The sequence below is a fragment of the Epibacterium sp. ABZ3_068 genome (genome assembly GCF_056159265.1).
On sequence record NZ_JBSWUV010000001.1, the window covers coordinates 3,453,435 to 3,470,220 of the forward strand.

Annotated in this window: 13 protein-coding genes, 1 tRNA gene and 1 pseudogene; 9 read left to right on the forward strand and 6 right to left on the reverse strand. The window is 55.2% G+C overall.

Annotated features, from left to right (window positions below; translation table 11 throughout):
- The first annotated feature begins 65 nt into the window (after positions 1–65).
- Positions 66–482 (forward strand): hypothetical protein, encoded by a 417-nt coding sequence (locus tag ACXAEW_RS16515; RefSeq protein ID WP_474942368.1) that lies wholly within the window; start codon positions 66–68, stop codon positions 480–482.
- A 741-nt stretch (positions 483–1,223) separates the two neighbouring features.
- Here ACXAEW_RS16515 and ACXAEW_RS16520 read toward each other — a convergent pair.
- From ACXAEW_RS16520 to ACXAEW_RS16535, 4 genes and pseudogenes are all read right to left on the reverse strand, one after another.
- A protein-coding gene (locus tag ACXAEW_RS16520; protein WP_474940988.1) for an IS5 family transposase occupies positions 1,224–1,981 on the reverse strand; the annotation gives its coding sequence in 2 pieces (ribosomal slippage) (positions 1,224–1,657 and positions 1,657–1,981; 759 coding nt in all).
- A 799-nt stretch (positions 1,982–2,780) separates the two neighbouring features.
- Positions 2,781–2,865, reverse strand: a tRNA-Leu gene (locus ACXAEW_RS16525).
- A 112-nt stretch (positions 2,866–2,977) separates the two neighbouring features.
- On the reverse strand, positions 2,978–4,024 hold the full coding sequence (locus ACXAEW_RS16530; RefSeq protein WP_474942369.1) for a hypothetical protein: 1,047 nt from the start codon (positions 4,022–4,024) through the stop codon (positions 2,978–2,980).
- Positions 4,025–4,091: 67 nt separating this feature from the next.
- Positions 4,092–5,808, reverse strand: a pseudogene (locus ACXAEW_RS16535) (NAD(P)H-hydrate dehydratase).
- A 172-nt stretch (positions 5,809–5,980) separates the two neighbouring features.
- On the opposite strand from ACXAEW_RS16535, the gene ACXAEW_RS16540 reads away from it, so the two are divergent.
- From ACXAEW_RS16540 to ACXAEW_RS16565, 6 genes are all read left to right on the forward strand, one after another.
- A complete protein-coding gene (locus ACXAEW_RS16540) occupies positions 5,981–6,319 on the forward strand; it encodes a P-II family nitrogen regulator (protein WP_474942370.1) in 339 nt (112 codons plus the stop codon).
- A 36-nt stretch (positions 6,320–6,355) separates the two neighbouring features.
- Positions 6,356–7,762 carry a type I glutamate--ammonia ligase gene (gene glnA, locus ACXAEW_RS16545; protein ID WP_474942371.1) on the forward strand — a complete coding sequence of 469 codons (1,407 nt, stop codon included), beginning with the start codon at positions 6,356–6,358 and terminating at the stop codon, positions 7,760–7,762.
- 241 nt (positions 7,763–8,003) lie between these two features.
- A complete protein-coding gene (locus tag ACXAEW_RS16550; RefSeq protein WP_474942372.1) occupies positions 8,004–8,948 on the forward strand; it encodes a hypothetical protein in 945 nt (314 codons plus the stop codon).
- A gap of 338 nt (positions 8,949–9,286) precedes the next feature.
- Positions 9,287–10,534, forward strand: a complete 1,248-nt coding sequence (locus tag ACXAEW_RS16555) for an Hsp70 family protein (RefSeq protein ID WP_474943054.1) — start codon at positions 9,287–9,289, stop codon at positions 10,532–10,534.
- Between the two features lie 83 nt (positions 10,535–10,617).
- A complete protein-coding gene (locus ACXAEW_RS16560) occupies positions 10,618–11,421 on the forward strand; it encodes a lytic murein transglycosylase (protein ID WP_474942373.1) in 804 nt (267 codons plus the stop codon).
- A gap of 258 nt (positions 11,422–11,679) precedes the next feature.
- Positions 11,680–12,600 carry a hypothetical protein gene (locus ACXAEW_RS16565; RefSeq protein ID WP_474942374.1) on the forward strand — a complete coding sequence of 307 codons (921 nt, stop codon included), beginning with the start codon at positions 11,680–11,682 and terminating at the stop codon, positions 12,598–12,600.
- On the opposite strand, the gene ACXAEW_RS16570 is transcribed toward ACXAEW_RS16565, so the two are convergent.
- Together ACXAEW_RS16570 and ACXAEW_RS16575 are read right to left on the reverse strand one after the other, a co-directional pair.
- Positions 12,584–13,342: a heme-dependent oxidative N-demethylase family protein gene (locus ACXAEW_RS16570; protein WP_474942375.1), complete on the reverse strand. Its 759-nt coding sequence runs from the start codon at positions 13,340–13,342 to the stop codon at positions 12,584–12,586. The genes ACXAEW_RS16565 and ACXAEW_RS16570 overlap by 17 nt on opposite strands.
- A gap of 103 nt (positions 13,343–13,445) precedes the next feature.
- Positions 13,446–13,994, reverse strand: a complete 549-nt coding sequence (locus ACXAEW_RS16575; protein ID WP_474942376.1) for an NUDIX hydrolase — start codon at positions 13,992–13,994, stop codon at positions 13,446–13,448.
- A gap of 96 nt (positions 13,995–14,090) precedes the next feature.
- Between ACXAEW_RS16575 and ACXAEW_RS16580 the strand changes: the two genes are divergently transcribed.
- Together ACXAEW_RS16580 and purB are read left to right on the forward strand one after the other, a co-directional pair.
- Positions 14,091–15,326 (forward strand): bifunctional alpha/beta hydrolase/OsmC family protein, encoded by a 1,236-nt coding sequence (locus ACXAEW_RS16580; protein ID WP_474942377.1) that lies wholly within the window; start codon positions 14,091–14,093, stop codon positions 15,324–15,326.
- Between the two features lie 125 nt (positions 15,327–15,451).
- The gene (gene purB / locus ACXAEW_RS16585) at positions 15,452–16,756 is read left to right on the forward strand and encodes an adenylosuccinate lyase (RefSeq protein ID WP_474942378.1); all 1,305 of its coding nucleotides are present in this window, start codon (positions 15,452–15,454) and stop codon (positions 16,754–16,756) included.
- The last annotated feature ends 30 nt before the right edge of the window (positions 16,757–16,786 follow it).

The following is a 16,786-nucleotide window of genomic DNA, read 5'->3' on the forward strand; positions in this document are numbered from 1 at the left end:
GTCATCCGGCAATTTAAGGCTCGCCTCAAATTAGCGAAAGCACAAAAACGGTGGTCGATGACGCGATGCAAGAGCTCATCACGTCAGAGCTTGACTTGAAAACTAAATTCCAAATATTGACGCCCATTTCCAACATCGACGTAACAATGGCTACGCTTTTGCTCGCTGACCAATCCGAGCTTTGCTGCATGAACCGCCGCCAGATCTCGGCATTGCTTGAGGTCGCGCCCATGAATTGGGCCAGAGACACAAAGCGAGGCACCCGCGTTACGCACGGTGGCCGCCCCTATATTCGAAAAGCGCACGACATGCCTGCGGTCTCAGCGATCAGCAAGCGAGGCGCGTTTGGAGTGACTGACAAGCAACTAATCCAGCGCGAGAAATCACCAAAAGCCGCGCTCACAGCCATCATGAAAAACTTGTCGTTCTGGCCAACTCATTGGTCGCAAAAAAACTGGCATTGGCAGGAGTATAAACCTTGAATTCTTGTATATCGTGACACGGTCCCTCCGGGCCGTAAATCTCGTAACTGGCCTGAAATTAGTTTGAACCATTGGTGACCTAGCAACACCGATCTAAAATGTAGAATGCCACCACAAGGCCACTTAGGTCATAATTATTGACCTAAGTGACTGACGCATGATACATTCAAAAAGTGAGACGAATAAAAACCGAAGAATACTACCTGACTATAGAAAGAGACGCAGACACTGGAAACTTAATTTCCGAGAGCTGATGGGTTGCAGGGCGTCGCCATCGAGATGGAGCACCGTCATATGTTCTTTTTGATCCCGACACCGGCAACAAACTACAAGAATGCTGGTACCAGGACGGAAAACGTCATCGAGACAATGATCTGCCTGCGGAGACCCGCTGGGATCCGGGAACGAGCAACAAGATACGGGAGCGATTCTTCAGACACCATAAAAGATGGCGTGAGAATGGCCCTGCTGACATCGAATACGACCCTAAAACAGGCAATGTTGTTGCCCAAAGATGGTACTTAAACGGGCTATTGGGCCGAGAAAATGACGCCCCGACCCTGTTAGAATTTGATCCGGCGACTGGCGTCGTGACATTAGAACAGTACCATGATGCAGATCTCTTACACCGAAATGAAGGGCCTGCTGAGATCGAACGTGATGCAGAGACCGGATCAATTCTTGCTCAAAGTTACTATTCTCACGGAGAAGAACAGCTGCCATCTAAACTAGGGTCAGGACTCATAGCCAATAGATAACGAGTGCTGCGAGGGCGATTGCGGACAGGAAGACCTTCGGGCACCTGTCGTATCGGATTGCCACACGCCGCCAATCCTTCAACCTTCCGAACATGATCTCGATCCGGTTGCGCCGTTTGTAGCGACGCTTGTCGTATTTCACCGGTTTCTTCCGCTGCTTCCGGCCAGGGATGCAAGCTCGTATCCCTTTGTCTTGCAACGCTTCTCGGAACCAGTCGGCGTCATAACCGCGATCCCCAAGCAGCCAATTAACCTTCGGAAGGCTGCTGAGCAATGCCCGCGCGCCGATATAATCGCTGACCTGTCCTGCCGTGACGAACAGATTGAGAGGGCGTCCTTGACTGTCGCAGATGGCGTGCAGTTTGGTATTCATGCCGCCCTTGGTCCGGCCGATCAGGCGTCCACGCCCCCCTTTTTCGCGGCCATACTGGTCGCCGTTCGGTGGGCCTTCAAGTACGTGGCGTCGATCATGACGGTCTTTTCTTCGACGTGCTCGGCAGCCAGACCCGCCATCATCCGGGCAAAAACACCCTTATCACTCCACCGCTTCCAGCGGTTGTACAACGTCTTGTGCGGCCCATAGACAGTGGGGGCGTCGCGCCAACGCAAGCCATTGCGATTAATAAAGATAATACCGCTCAGCACGCGCCTATCATCAACACGTGGCTTGCCGTGGGACTTAGGAAAGAAGGGCTCAAGACGCGCCATCTGCGCATCCGTCAGCCAGAATAGATCAGACATGTTCACCGCTCGATTTTCGACCCGTGAATCACGTAGCCAAGCGGAAATCAATGGGTCCAGACCCTAGAGACATATGAAAAGGTGCAGGAGCGCAAGCAAGGGTCGCGCTATGCGCCTCAACGCAAAAACATCGGTAATGTGACTTTGCCCTACGTGGTGTTGCCTGCTGCGCCGACTGCAATACGCCGCTGCGCTCAAGTTGGTCGAAGGGCAAGTACAAGCACTACGCCTACCACCTGTGCCAAACCAAAGACTGCGTCTCATACGGCAAATCGATCCCGCGTGAAAAGGCAGAGGGTGAGGTTGGCGCAATCATCAAGTCGCTCCAACCCAGTAAAGGTCTGGTGGCTTTGCTACGCGCCATGTTCCGCAGCGCTTGGGACGCACGCCGGGCTCAGGCCAGCGCAATCCGCAAAGAGGGGCAAGCCCGGCTGCGCGACGTCGACAAAAAAATGGAAACACTGCTGACCCGCAGTCTGGAAACAGACAACGCCGCCATGATCAGCATGTGCGAGGCAAAGCTAACGGAACTGCAGAAACAAAAGGCAATTCTGGCTGAACAGCTTGCAAAACAGGTGGAACCCAAGGGAGCGTTCGACGAAAAACTAGAACTCTCGCTGAAATTCCTATCAAGCCCGTGGAAACTCTGGGAAAGCGGTGACATCACCCTACGGCGTATCGTCCTCAAACTGGCCTTCACAGACCACGTGAAATACTGCCGAAATGAGGGGGCTAGAACTCCAGAAATAGCCTTTCCATTCAAGGCGTTAGATGCGCTTGGAGAGCTAAATCTTAATAATGGTGCGGGTGGGGAGACTCGAACTCCCACACCTTGCGGCGCCAGAACCTAAATCTGGTGCGTCTACCAATTCCGCCACACCCGCACGCAAGCCACTCAAATCAGATAGCAAGTGGCTGTACCGGCGCTCTCTATCAAAGGCCTGCGAGGGATGCGAGAGAAAAATGCACGGGGTGCATTGTTTTGTTCCAAGTGCCTCAGGAGGCTGATGTCGCAAGGGGTCTTTGAGGGCTCGCCATGGCGGCCAAGACCCTCAGCTCTGCCTCAAAAACCTGCCGTTCCTGTTTGATCGCTTCGCGATACTGCGCCAATGCCGGTTCAAATGCTTCCGGGGTGCGCAGAATGTTGTGCAGCTTTTTGCGCAGATCTTCAGGAGAGAAAAACATATCCGTGGGCACAAGCAGATCCTGCGTAAGTGGGACATCCTTCGGGTATTTCGCGGCCCCTTCTTGGCGCACAACAGGAAGGCAGCCACACAGGGCAGCCTCACGCGGGACGCGGTCTTTACCCGGGTGAAAGCCGCAGTCGAGGAAGATCTTGCAATCTGACAGGGTTGCCTGGATCTCAGCACGGCTCATGTTCTGCAGCTGTATGACTTTAAAGTCTTTTTGCAAAACCTGCCAAAGATCTTCGCTTCCGCGCGCTTTGTTCGGAAGGTAGCAAATGTCGTAATTCCGCTCTGCCAAGGGCCGTGGATTATCTACTGGCTCCATATCGATAAAATCCGTTAAACGGGTTACCCGTTTGCCTCCGTTGGACCGGACAAAATCCACAGCATATTCGGATTGGCACAGGTTATGGCACCTTCGGAGAAGCTGTTGATTGGAAAGATACTTGATCGAGCTCAGAGGGAAGTTGTCAACGCTCAGCCACCAGAGGTGCACATTGGGACAGCCGTGGCCGAGCAATGCCGCCGCCAGATCCGGCCAGACTTCCGGCAGCACGAAATGTGTCTCCAGATCAACGGCCTCAACGCCTGGGACATTGAACTTTTTGAGGCGCGGATCGACCACCTCGGGCTTTGCTCGCTTTTTCCAAAATTTCAAAAGTTTCTTTGGCTTGAATTTGCGTAAGGCGATCTGCCCATTCTTCCGCACAAATGCAGTCTCGCCCTGGTTGATTTCAAACCCGTTGATGTAGAGAATTGACGCATCCACCCCCATCTGGCGCAAGGACGCTGCCGCCTGATGAAGGGCCAATGGGCCGCCGGTGAACGCACCTGGAGAGAGGAAGCAAAAGGACATGGATCACAGGTAACCAAGTCACCGGCTCAGGAGAAGCACGATAAAGGTTAGGCCGACCAACCAATTGCTAATGGATATCGTCCAGCCTCTGAAGGACGCGTGGCAATTCTTCTGGCAGATCTTCTGCGATCAGCCCCGGACCAAAGGACCGCGCACATTCCACATGGAGCCAGGCCGCTGTTTCTGCCGCAGACTGCGGACTGAACCCACGCGCCAGAAGGCCGGTGATAAAACCGGCCAGAACATCACCGGATCCAGCCGTAGCCAGCCATGGTGCACTGCGCTCGTATAGGGCCGCGTTCACCGCACAGGCTCCGTTGGGCGAGGCAATCACCGTATCCGGACCTTTGAACAGGACCGTACAGCCAGCACGCTTTGCGGCGTCACGCGTGGCCTTAACCTTGGAATAGACCGGACTTTTTGTGGCAGATGCGGCGAGGTTCTCGGCGATATCAGGGAACAGGCGCGCAAATTCACCACCATGGGGAGTCAGAACGCACTGATCATGGAGCATGGCAAACAGCGCTTCGGGATCATCCGTAAATGCAGTCAGCGCGTCTGCGTCCAGAAGCACGCTGCGTTTCTGTTCCGCCAGCGCCACGGATACCAACACCCCTGCCCGGTCCACGCCCAGTCCCGGCCCCAAACACAGCGCATTGATACGCCGATCCTCAAGACCTTCGGTCAAAGACCCTGCATCCTCAACTTTGATCATCATCACAGCGGTAATCTGACTGGCCACCTCCTGCCAGGCCTCAGACGGCACACCCAATGTTACCAGCCCTGCCCCAATCCTTAACGCCCCGCGTGCTGCAAGTCGTGCGGCACCAGTCTTGCCCGAAGGGCCAGACAGGATCAGCGCGTGACCATGTGAAAATTTATGGCCGTCCGATTTGCGAAGAGCCTGAAAATTTTCCTTAGCAACCATCGTCACGTCGTCATTCATATTCAGAATTCACCAACCCGATATCAACAACAACTACGCGTCCACAGTGTTCAGGACCTCGTGCATTGGCATGACCCACCTTCTTAGAATGAAACGTGACCGTCAGATCTGCCGCGGCACACCACGCACGACTTCCGAGATAGGTCTCTCCATCTTCCATCATAACTATCTCGCCAGTATCGCTTGAAATTCCTGAAGGAAAATCGACCGCAACGACAATTGGCCAGGAGTGGGAACGCTCAAGAACGGTCATGCCCTCACCAACATCGACGCAGTCACAAAAATGCCGGAAGACTTCACCCAATGGTTTTGGGGGTACAATACCTATTCCTTGAACAGCTTCCGATGCAATCGGGCGCGACATGCCGATCCCAAACACCGCATCCACCAAAATGTTCGTACCTTCAGGCGCATAATCAACGTCGCTAGTTAACTGATTAACCGCGCCCAACTCCAACCACCGATCATAATTCACCCGCGCATCGGGGGGCAATTTCTCGACGACGCCATAAAGAAACACCTCCACCGCCCATCCGCGCTGGAGTAAAAGCCGCGCAACCACAAACCCATCGCCGCCATTGTTGCCAGGGCCACACATAACCGCTGCCTTACGAACCTTACGATCTGGGCTTTCATCTTTTCCGAAATACTTCGGGGGTGTGGGGGCTGGCCCCCGCTCCGCGTTCTCATCAAGAGACAACTCAGGCCATTCCTCAAAAATCGCCTCGACCACGCCCTGACCTGCGCGCTCCATCAGCTCAAGCCCGGTGACCTCTCCGCTGTCAATTGCTGCTTTTTCAATCGCTCGCATCTGGGCTGCGGTCAGCAATTCAGTCATTGTACATACTTCATGTTTTCACTATGCCTATTTTTTAACCTTGCAGATTACTTTTTAATCACTTGACCTTTGGCATGCAGGTGGATTTCAAATATCACGCATCCAATCCATTGTAGCTACCATTTAGAAATGATCTGTGATGTGTCGACAAGGTTGAGAGGAGCGCCAACCCATGAAAAAAATCGAAGCCATCATCAAACCGTTCAAACTGGATGAGGTAAAAGAGGCTCTCCAGGACGTGGGCGTTCAGGGGCTTTCGGTCATTGAAGTCAAAGGGTTCGGTCGCCAAAAAGGCCATACAGAACTCTACCGTGGCGCCGAATACGTGGTGGATTTTCTCCCCAAGGTAAAAGTCGAGGTCGTGCTGGATGACGACCAGGTCGACGCGGCCATCGACGCCATTGTTGAAGCTGCCAAAACAGACAAGATCGGCGACGGCAAGATCTTTGTCAGCAGCGTTGAACAAGCCATTCGTATCCGCACCGGCGAAACCGGTTCGGACGCGCTGTAATCGCATCCAAATCACATTATTGGAAGGAACTAGGGAATGAGCGCAGAAGCAGTTCTGAAGCTGATCAAGGAGGAAGAAGCGGCCTATGTGGACATCCGTTTTACGGACGTTCGCGGCAAGCTTCAGCACGTCACTGTGGACGTGGACATGGTCGACGAAGACTTTCTTGAAGAAGGCTTTATGTTCGACGGTTCTTCGATCGCTGGCTGGAAGTCGATCGAAGCATCCGACATGAAACTGATCCCGGACACCGAATCTGTCTATGTTGATCCGTTTTATGCGGAAAAAACCATCTGCATTCACTGCTCAGTTGTTGAACCCGACACCGGCGAAGCCTACGAGCGTGACCCGCGCGGCACCGCAATGAAAGCGGAAGCCTATCTGAAATCCTCCGGCCTGGGCGACGCCGCCTATATGGGACCGGAAGCAGAATTCTTCCTGTTTGACGACGTTCGTTTCTCGAACTCGATCAACAAGGTTTCCTATGAAGTTGACGCAACCGACGCGTCCTGGAACACCGACACCGAATATGAGATGGGCAACAAAGGCCATCGTCCAGGTGTCAAGGGCGGTTACTTCCCGGTGAACCCCACCGACGAAGCACAAGACCTGCGGTCTGAAATGCTGTCGACCATGAAGCGCATCGGCATGAAAGTTGACAAGCACCACCACGAGGTTGCGTCTTGTCAGCACGAGCTGGGTCTGATCTTTGACAGCCTGACCAAACAAGCGGACGAGCTGCAGAAGTACAAATATGTGATCCACAATGTGGCAGACGCATATGGTAAATCGGCGACCTTCATGCCCAAGCCGATCTATGGCGACAACGGCACCGGCATGCACGTGAACATGTCGATCTGGAAAGACGGCAAGCCGCTGTTCGCTGGCGACAAATACGCAGATCTGTCGGATGAGGCTCTGTACTTCATTGGTGGTATCCTGAAGCACGCCAAGACCCTGAACGCCTTCACCAACCCGTCGACCAACTCGTACAAGCGTCTGATCCCGGGCTTTGAAGCACCTGTTCTGCGCGCCTATTCTGCACGTAACCGTTCCGGTTGTGTCCGTATTCCGTGGACCGAAAGCCCGAAAGCAAAACGCGTTGAAGCACGCTTCCCTGACCCAAGCGCGAACCCTTACCTGGCGTTTGCAGCTCTGCTGATGGCTGGCCTGGACGGTATCAAGAACAAGATTGATCCCGGCGAAGCCATGGACAAAAACCTCTATGACCTGCCAGCAGAAGAGCTGGCCGGCATCCCGACCGTATGCGGCAGCCTGCGCGAAGCGCTGGAATGCCTGGCAGATGACCATGACTTCCTGCTGCAGGGCGACGTGTTCACCAAAGACCAGATCGAAGGCTATATCGAGCTGAAGATGGAAGAGGTCGAAACCTACGAACACACCCCGCACCCGGTTGAATTCGGCATGTACTACAGCTGCTAATTCGCGGTTCGGATCCAAAATCGAAACAGGCGTCCATTTGGGCGCCCGTTTTGCGTTTGCCATGGGGTTACAGGGTTAACTCAGCCCCCTATCGGCCAAACTGTCGTACGTTTCAGGAACAAGATCTTTTGAGGAAGCTGCTCGAATTCCCGGCTTGAGGTAAGGAAAAACAGCCCGCGCCATCTCACCGATTGGTTGATATGAGAGATGAGAACACCAGCAAAAAGGTCCAGATGTCGGAATGAGTTCAGATCTAAATCAAAAAATGTCGTCTTGGCAAAAGATTGTGCATGGCGGTTTGTCGGTCCTACTTTTCCTGTTTTCAATTATTTATTTTGTATACAAGGGAGTGTTAGGGGGGCTTACGTCGTCCTATCACCCGCACTCTGATGTCGCCCATTATCTCCCCTATTTTCTGGGGTCGGGTCTTGCCATGGTTGTTGCTTTCGGGTTTGTCGCAACGCGTCATTTGGTCAAAGCCAGACAAATCAGTCCACTGCGGTTTGTTGCCGAGTTGGGGATCTGTTTTCTGATCTGGCCCGCGCTTTTTGAAGCTGCCAAATTGGTTGTTCCCGCTCCGGACCTGATCGTTTTGAACTTCAATAACGAAGGCTATGCCATTCCCCGGCACTATGCACCGCAGGTTGCCTACAGAAGCGATGTTGACCCGCCGGAAGAGCTGGGGCTTTCACTGACCATATGCTTTCAAACCGGTAGGGCCTTTTATTCCGGGCGTTGCAAACATGTAAAAGGAACGCCGCGGCAAGTCGCTTTGCGACTTTCCCATCGTCCGATAACCAGCAATTGGTACGTAAGACGTACCCTCGAAAGAATGAGCAATATCACATTCGAAGGCGAAACAATCGGCCCGATCCGGGAAAAGTACTGGATGAAGATCGATCCGAGGCAAGGGTTGCATGGTTACAAACTCCATCAGCGAGAATTCTACACAGACGAGAATGCGAGGTTGCAAGTCTGGCGTGAATGCCGTTGGAACTGGTGCACTGTCATTGCCAATCGAGAACAAGGACATGTTCGTTTAGATACTGAAAATGTGCCGTTTGACCTGCAGGCCATACGGAAAAGACAGCGCGAAGTCGAAGCCCTTCTCGAAGGTTGGCGCTGCGCCTCTATCAATTGCCAAGAGGTCGACCCAGACCGGATTGTTCGACCACGGCAACATTAAACCGCCGGTTCCCGAAGTGGCCATTTTGAACTTTGAAACGCACTAAACACACTGATCCGGTGTCACAGGTGGCGACGGTTAAAAAGAAGACCTTAGCGCAGTTGCAGCGAATTAGCGCTTTGTCTCGCTTAGCGGGCACTGTTCGGCCAACTACTCTTCCCCCAAGAACCGAAGCGATCTGTAACGCGGTTTCTGGGCACATTTGCGACCTGTGTACGGCAAGCGCTCAAGGCAAGCCTTCGTCCAAAAGGTGATGTTTTGATGACATCGCCCTCTTTCGCCTTGCATCGTCTGTCCCGCCGCATTAGCCAGCAGTTTCCCCTACAGCCCGGAGACCCATCATGCCCCCCAGAACGCTTGGTATTGACTTTGGAACGTCGAACTCGGCCGCAGGGATTGCGGCAAATGGGCGGCCGTGGCTGGTTGAACTGGAACCCGGCGAAAACACCCTGCCGACGGCTGTGTTCTTTGCGGTGAACCCCACCCGGATGAAAATCGGCCGCAGCGCCACGCGCGGTCTGATCAATGGCGACGAGGGCCGGTTTCTGCGCGCGCTTAAAAGCCTGCTGGGCACACCTCTCTTGCACGAACAGCGCCGTCTGGGCGGCGAGCGGCTGACCTTTGTGACCATCATCGCCCGCTTCCTGGCCGAGGTGAAGAAACGGGCCGAGGCCCAGACCCGGATGGAATTCACCCATGCTTTGTCCGGGCGTCCCGTTCGGTTTCACAGTTCAGACGAGGCCCGCAACGCAAAGGCCGAAGAAGATCTGCGCGCCTGCTACACAGAAGCCGGGTTCGAAGATGTTAAGTTTATGTATGAACCCGAAGCCGCCTTGCGGGCCGCTCCCGAGCGTCCGGGACTTGGTCTGGTGGTCGACATCGGCGGTGGTACCTCGGACTTCACAGCCTTTGTCCAAGAAGACGGGCACCAACCGCAGATCCTGGCCAGTTATGGCGTCCGCCTTGGCGGGACCGATTTTGACCGTCAGATCAGCATTGATCACGTTATGCCTTTGCTGGGACGCGGCACTCAGATCCGTAACAGCCTGGGCGGCGGCAGCCTGATGGCCCCTGCCCGCCTGTTCAACGATCTGGCAACCTGGCAGATGATCCCGTTCCTTTATACACGCGACACCCTGCGCATGGCCGAGGATCTGCGTCGTCACGCAGAAGAGCCTGAAAAGCTGGACCGCCTGGTCTCTGTTCTGGAGGAGGAGCTTGGCCATGATCTGGCGTTTGCGGTCGAGGCCGGAAAAATTGCAGCCAATACGCCAGAAGGCTCAGCCGTCATTGACTTGCGCCTTATTGAACGCGGTTTGTCGTCCCCTTTGGGCCCATCTGCGATGGATCAGTCGCTGAGCGAGGCGATGCAAAGTATCAAAGCAGCCGCGCAGGAGACGCTGACGCAGGCCGGCGCAAATCCGAAAGATGTGACCCGATTGGTCATGGTGGGCGGTTCCTCTCTGCTGAGCGCAGTCGAAGGCGCTGTGCTGGATCTGTGTCCGGCGGCAAAGGTCGAAAAGGAAAATGCCCTGACTGCAGTTGCTGACGGACTTGCGCTGGCTGCCGGGCAAGCCTTTGCTTAAACCCGATTTGCACTAACCGACAAACTCTGCCCTAATGGCGAAAAAGCTTCGTTATATCGAACAATTTGGGAGAGATGAATTTTATGAACACGAGATTTCTTTTAGCCGCGGTAACCTGTGCCACAGTTTCCCTAGCATCACCGGTACTGGCAGCAAGCTGCGGCAATACGTCTGCAGGTTTTGACAGCTGGAAGCAGGAATTTGCCCGCACGGCCCAACGTGCAGGCGTCAAGGACCGAGGCCTCGCGGCCCTATCCCAGGCACGCTATGCGAGCCGAACGATCGCTGCGGACCGTAACCAAAAGAGCTTCCGCTATTCACTCGAAAAATTCATGGAAATCCGCGGGGCAAACACAATCGTTGCTCAGGGTCGTAAACACAAGGCCCGCAACGCCGCCTTTTACGCCGCACTCGAACAGGAATTCGGTGTGCCTGCGGGCGTTCTGATCGCAATTCACGGGATGGAGACTGCCTTTGGCAATTACATGGGCGACAGCAATGTGGTTTCCGCCATTGTGACACTGACCTACGACTGCCGCCGGTCCGCGTTTTTCGAACCCCACGCCATCGGAGCTTTAAAGCTGGTGGATCAGGGCGCAATCACCTCCAACACCAAAGGAGCCAAACACGGAGAACTTGGCCATACCCAGTTTCTCCCCGGAAATGCCTTGCGCTTTGGTGTGGACTGGGATGGCAATGGGACGGTGGACTTTTACAATTTTCAGGATGCTCTGGCCTCCACCGCACACTACCTGCGCAAGAATGGCTGGCGTCCGGGTAAAGGATACCAGGAAGGCGAGCCCAATTTCAAAGTTCTCAAAGAGTGGAACGCAGCTTCGGTTTATCAGAAGTCTCTGGCTCTGATGGGACGTCGTATCGACGGCTAAAACCCGCCGACGCAAGGGGCGCTTGAGACAACCTAAGGCATAAATGTGGAGGGATATCGCCCTTCTTTGAACACATTCTCGTCGAAAAGACTTGCAGATTCAACGCTAATTATCTGAAAATTATAAACAATCACTCTGCCCCATTTCACTTCAGGTTACAACAAATTCAACATTAAAAACCTGAATCCGCGCCCCATTTTTTGCTCTTTCAAATTTTATCTTTCTCTCATCGGTACAGCCAACGGGAGAACCCAGGTGATGGAAAAGAACAACGTATACAAAGGTAAGCTCGGCTTTGACGGCACGCTTACAAATGCGCTGTCCCGTGCGACACCCATCGTAATCGACACATTCGAAGATCACGGACATGATGTACACACTTTTGTGTCGCGCAGCGCTTCTGCTGTCAGCATGGATCTGGATCAATTCACAGTAGAGCTGCGCCATCGTCCACGTATGAAGCGGGGCTGGAAGGCGCCGCAATGTGACGGCGACATGCTTGAACTGCGTATTCTTCCCCTGTTCCCGGAGGTCTGTGACCGCGAAATCACCGAAATGCTGCTCGCGGCGATTATGCATAATGTGGTGAACGAGCTGGACGTGGTCAGTGTCAAATGGCTGGATGCGCCGACCCTATTGACCCGCCACCAATTCCTTAGTGCGTTTGAGGGGGTGGATCTGACCACACTTGACGCCAAACTGGACGCACAGGTGCCGGATACCGTGACGGAAACGTCACCTGCCCTGTATTCAGACGTGGATGATTTCACCTATTGGGAAACCGACACGCCTTTGGCGTTGGTTGAGCCCAAACCCACATCGGTGTCATTTCCTGACAGTTTGTCGCGTCCGCGTGGGCGCGCGGTTTTCAAGCCTGTGGACGTGACCGCACGCGAGCTTGTAGACCATTGCGATGAAATCCTGATGGCAAATCATGTGGAACCGGAGCCGTCTCTTCGGGACACACGCCCTGAGTCACAAGTCGGTACTCGCCTGCGTCGCCTGCCCTCTCAACTATGGGCTCTGGCCGCACTTCCCGTCCTCAAGGCTGTCGACGGGCTAAGCTTTCTACGTCAGAGAGAGTTGCGCCAAAGCTTGCAGCTCCTTTTTCTGATCGCAGCCGCGTTTTACCTCCACAGCGCGGGCATGGTGCGCGCCGCAATCAACCTTCTGAACTAAGACTTGGCGCGAACTGTGCCAATGCATTCGCACGGGTCAAAAGGCGCGTGTGGATCGAGAATATCACAGCGCGTGAGCGCGGAAGACGTTTGACGGTCTGCAATTCGCTGCGCAGAAATGTCCCCGCTTGATCGCGATCCAGATGCGGCGCGACGGGATCCCGGTCCGGATGATACAGATCCGCGCTGTCATACCAAAGCGCGTTGAACCGCCAGAGCGGTCGATCGACCTGAACCCCATCAAACAAGCGCTGAACACGTTTTGCGATCTGCGCGTCATAGACTGCCACCGGCGCATGTATTTGGGTCAAGGGGCGCATAAACTTTTCCGCCAATCGCCAGCTCGCCGGGAAACAGAGGACGGCGGCTGTGAGCAGATGCTCCTCTCGGCCTTCGGGCTTTTGCAGGATGCAGAAATCCTGCTGCGTGATCAGGCCAAGGCTCTCCAATGGTCGGTCATAATCCAGTGTCACCACATTGCCGGTTGCGGTCCGGACACGGTCCCCCTGTGCTGGAAACAGGTGATCGCGGACTGTTTCCAACAGCTCTTGTGCCGCTCCCAATGCAGATGGATCCATCTGCAGGACATCCTCCGTCCGCTCTGCCATGAGACGGCGGCGCAGCCTGATCTGCTCCGCTGCACATTCGTCCGGGTGGAGCCAATCCTCAGGCTTCAGCGGAGAGATGCCGGGCAAGCCTTTTGATTGAAACGGGTCATAGGGTAAGGTCGTTTGGAGTATCATTTCGCCTTGTTAGCCTCTCAGACCAAAAAATCGAATAGTTTCCCCATAGGCTTTTGGTCGCTTTTTGGCTGAAGGGCGTCCTTGGCGTCACCGCCCGAGCCAATTACATCACTTCGCGCAAAAACCCATCAAGTTTGTCACGCAGCACCAGGACGGAGGGAGCGTCTGTCACCGTCTCAAGCTCCGATAGTTTCACCCAGGCCAGCGCATGGGACTCGTCACTTGCAGAAACATTGGTATCGGCTGCGCGAAACAAATAGCGCACGTCGTAGTGCAGATGGGCCGGTTCGCGCTGGTTTTGCGGGATCTCATGAACATCCACATCAAACACCGCATCTCCTATGGGGGAAATTCGACGCAAACCACTTTCCTCATAGGCCTCTTTCAATGCCACAAAGGGCACATCCGCAATTCCATCACAATGGCCACCCAATTGCAGCCAACGGTCGAGTTTCGCGTGATGGGTCAGAAGAACAGCGTCCAGTTCCGGCGACAGCACAAAGGCAGAGCCTGTCACATGGCCCCGTGTGGGATCACGATCAAAGGCGCAGGGCTCGCCTTCGCAAAAAGTGCGCAAATTCGACCACATAGCGTGATCACGATCCGTCTGCGGACTGTAACAACCGGCCCCTTCCAACGTCATTTTGCTCATCTTCTTTCACCTCTTTGTGACAGCTTGCACCTGTGCCTTGCCCTACCCCGATTGAGGCCGCACCATAGGAGGGCACAGCCAGAAAAGCCAAGCCTCATGCATACTGAACGGATCTCTTTTGCCGGCCATGCCGGAACCCCTTTGGCCGCGCGCCTTGACCTGCCAGACGGGCCGGTTCTGGCCACTGCTCTATTTGCCCATTGTTTTACCTGTTCCAAGGACATCCCTGCCGCACGCCGTATTGCGGCCCGTCTGTCAGCGATGGGCATTGCCATCCTGCGGTTTGACTTTACCGGTCTGGGCCATTCCGCCGGGGAGTTCGAGAACACAGATTTTTCCTCCAATGTGGAAGATCTGATTTCTGCCGCACAATTTCTCAAGCATCGCGATATGCCACCTGACCTGTTGATCGGGCACTCCCTTGGCGGTGCCGCGGTCCTGCGTGCACGGGCCGGGATACCGTCGGTCAAAGGTGTCGTGACGCTTGGCGCGCCCTTTGATCCGGCCCATGTGGCACATCACTTTGACGACGCCCTGCCCGAGATTGAACAGACCGGTGTGGCCGAGGTCTCCCTGGGTGGTCGTCCCTTTAAGATCGGCAAACGATTTGTGGACGACATCCGCCAGAGCAATCTGGCAGAGGCCATTGGCAAATTGCAGGCCGCTTTGCTGGTCATGCATGCGCCACGTGACGACACGGTCAGCATCAACAATGCAGGCGAGATCTTCCGCGCGGCAAAGCACCCCAAAAGTTTTGTCACACTGGACGATGCGGATCACCTGATCTCCAGACCACGTGACGCAGAATACGCTGCAGATGTCATCGCTGCCTGGGCCAAACGCTATGTGGATTTATCCCCTCCTGCACCGCCCCCCGGCGCACCTGAAGGTGTGCTGCGTGTCACCGAGGCCGATCCGAGCGGGTTCTTACAGGACATTCAATCCGGGCCTTATCATCACGCGCTGGCGGACGAGCCCAAGGCCTATGGCGGCACAAACCGGGGTATGTCGCCCTATGGGTTTGTGGCGGCCGGTCTTGGGGCCTGCACCTCGATGACCATACGGATGTATGCGCGTCGCAAGGACTGGCCGCTGGACGGGGTGAGCGTCGAAGTGTGCCACGACAAAGTCCACGCACAGGATTCCCTGCCGGGAGCCGCTGCAAAGATCGATCAGTTTACCCGCGTGATCCACCTCAAAGGGACTTTGGTTGCCGAACAACGCGCCAAGCTGATGGAGATTGCGGACAAATGTCCGGTCCATCGCACCCTTGAACACGGCGCCAAGGTTGTCACCCGACTGGCGGACCAGGCGGACGCCCCCCGGGCTTAAGCCACAAATATACAAGCCAGCCTCTGCTGCGCGCACCTGCGGTAGTGGCTGCTCTTGCTGTTTTGTGCCACCTCGACTAAACCGCGCGCATCTGCTGCCGAATTCTGATAGAGGTGCCTTCGCCCATGATCCCCCGCTATTCCCGCCCCGAAATGGTTTCCATCTGGTCGCCCGAGACCAAGTTCCGCATCTGGTACGAGATCGAAGCCCACGCCTGCGATGCTCAGGCCGATCTGGGGGTCATCCCGCGCGAAAACGCCGAAGCGGTCTGGAAAGCCAAGGACGTTGAATTCGACGTGGCCCGCATCGACGAGATCGAAGCCGTGACCAAACATGACGTCATTGCGTTCCTCACGCATCTGGCGGAACACGTCGGGTCGGAAGAGGCGCGTTTTGTCCATCAGGGCATGACCTCCTCGGACGTTCTGGACACCTGCCTGAACGTGCAGCTGGTGCGCTCTGCCGATATCCTGATCAAGGACATGAAAGGCCTTCTGGCCGCCCTGAAGAAACGCGCCATCGAACATAAGGACACTGTTCGTGTGGGCCGCTCCCACGGCATCCACGCAGAGCCCACCACAATGGGCCTGACCTTTGCCCGTTTCTACGCCGAGATGGACCGCAACCTGGCGCGTCTGAAACTGGCCCGCGAAGAAATCGCAACCGGCGCGATTTCGGGTGCGGTAGGTACATTTGCCAATATCGACCCGGCCGTTGAGCAGCATGTCTGTGACAAGCTCGGCCTGATCGCCGAGCCGATCTCCACCCAGGTGATCCCGCGCGACCGCCATGCCATGTTTTTTGCCGTTCTGGGTGTGATTGCATCCTCCATCGAAAACGTTGCAATTGAGATCCGCCACATGCAGCGCACCGAGGTGCTGGAAGGCGCAGAGTTTTTCTCCATGGGGCAAAAAGGCTCCTCGGCGATGCCACACAAGAAGAACCCGGTTCTGACCGAAAACCTGACCGGTCTGGCCCGTCTGGTACGGTCGGCCGTGATCCCGGCGATGGAGAACGTGGCGCTCTGGCATGAGCGTGACATCTCGCATTCCTCCGTTGAACGCGCGATTGGTCCCGATGCCTGTGTGACACTGGACTTTGCGCTGGCGCGCCTGACCGGTGTAATCGACAAGATGCTGGTTTTCCCCGAAAACATGCTCGACAATATGAACAAATTCCCAGGTCTGGTGATGTCTCAGCGTGTTCTGCTGGCCCTGACCCAAGCGGGTGTGTCGCGTGAAGACGCCTATGTCATGGTTCAGCGCAACGCATTGAAAGTCTGGGAATTCCGCACTGATTTCCGCGAAGAACTGCTGGCAGACGCCGACGTGGTTGCCGCTCTGGGCGAAGACGGCATCAACGAGAAATTCAATATGGATTATCACACCAAACATGTGGACACGATTTTCAAACGCGTGTTTGGCGAATAATCGCTGAAATCCTGAGCCTCGCCCATCGGG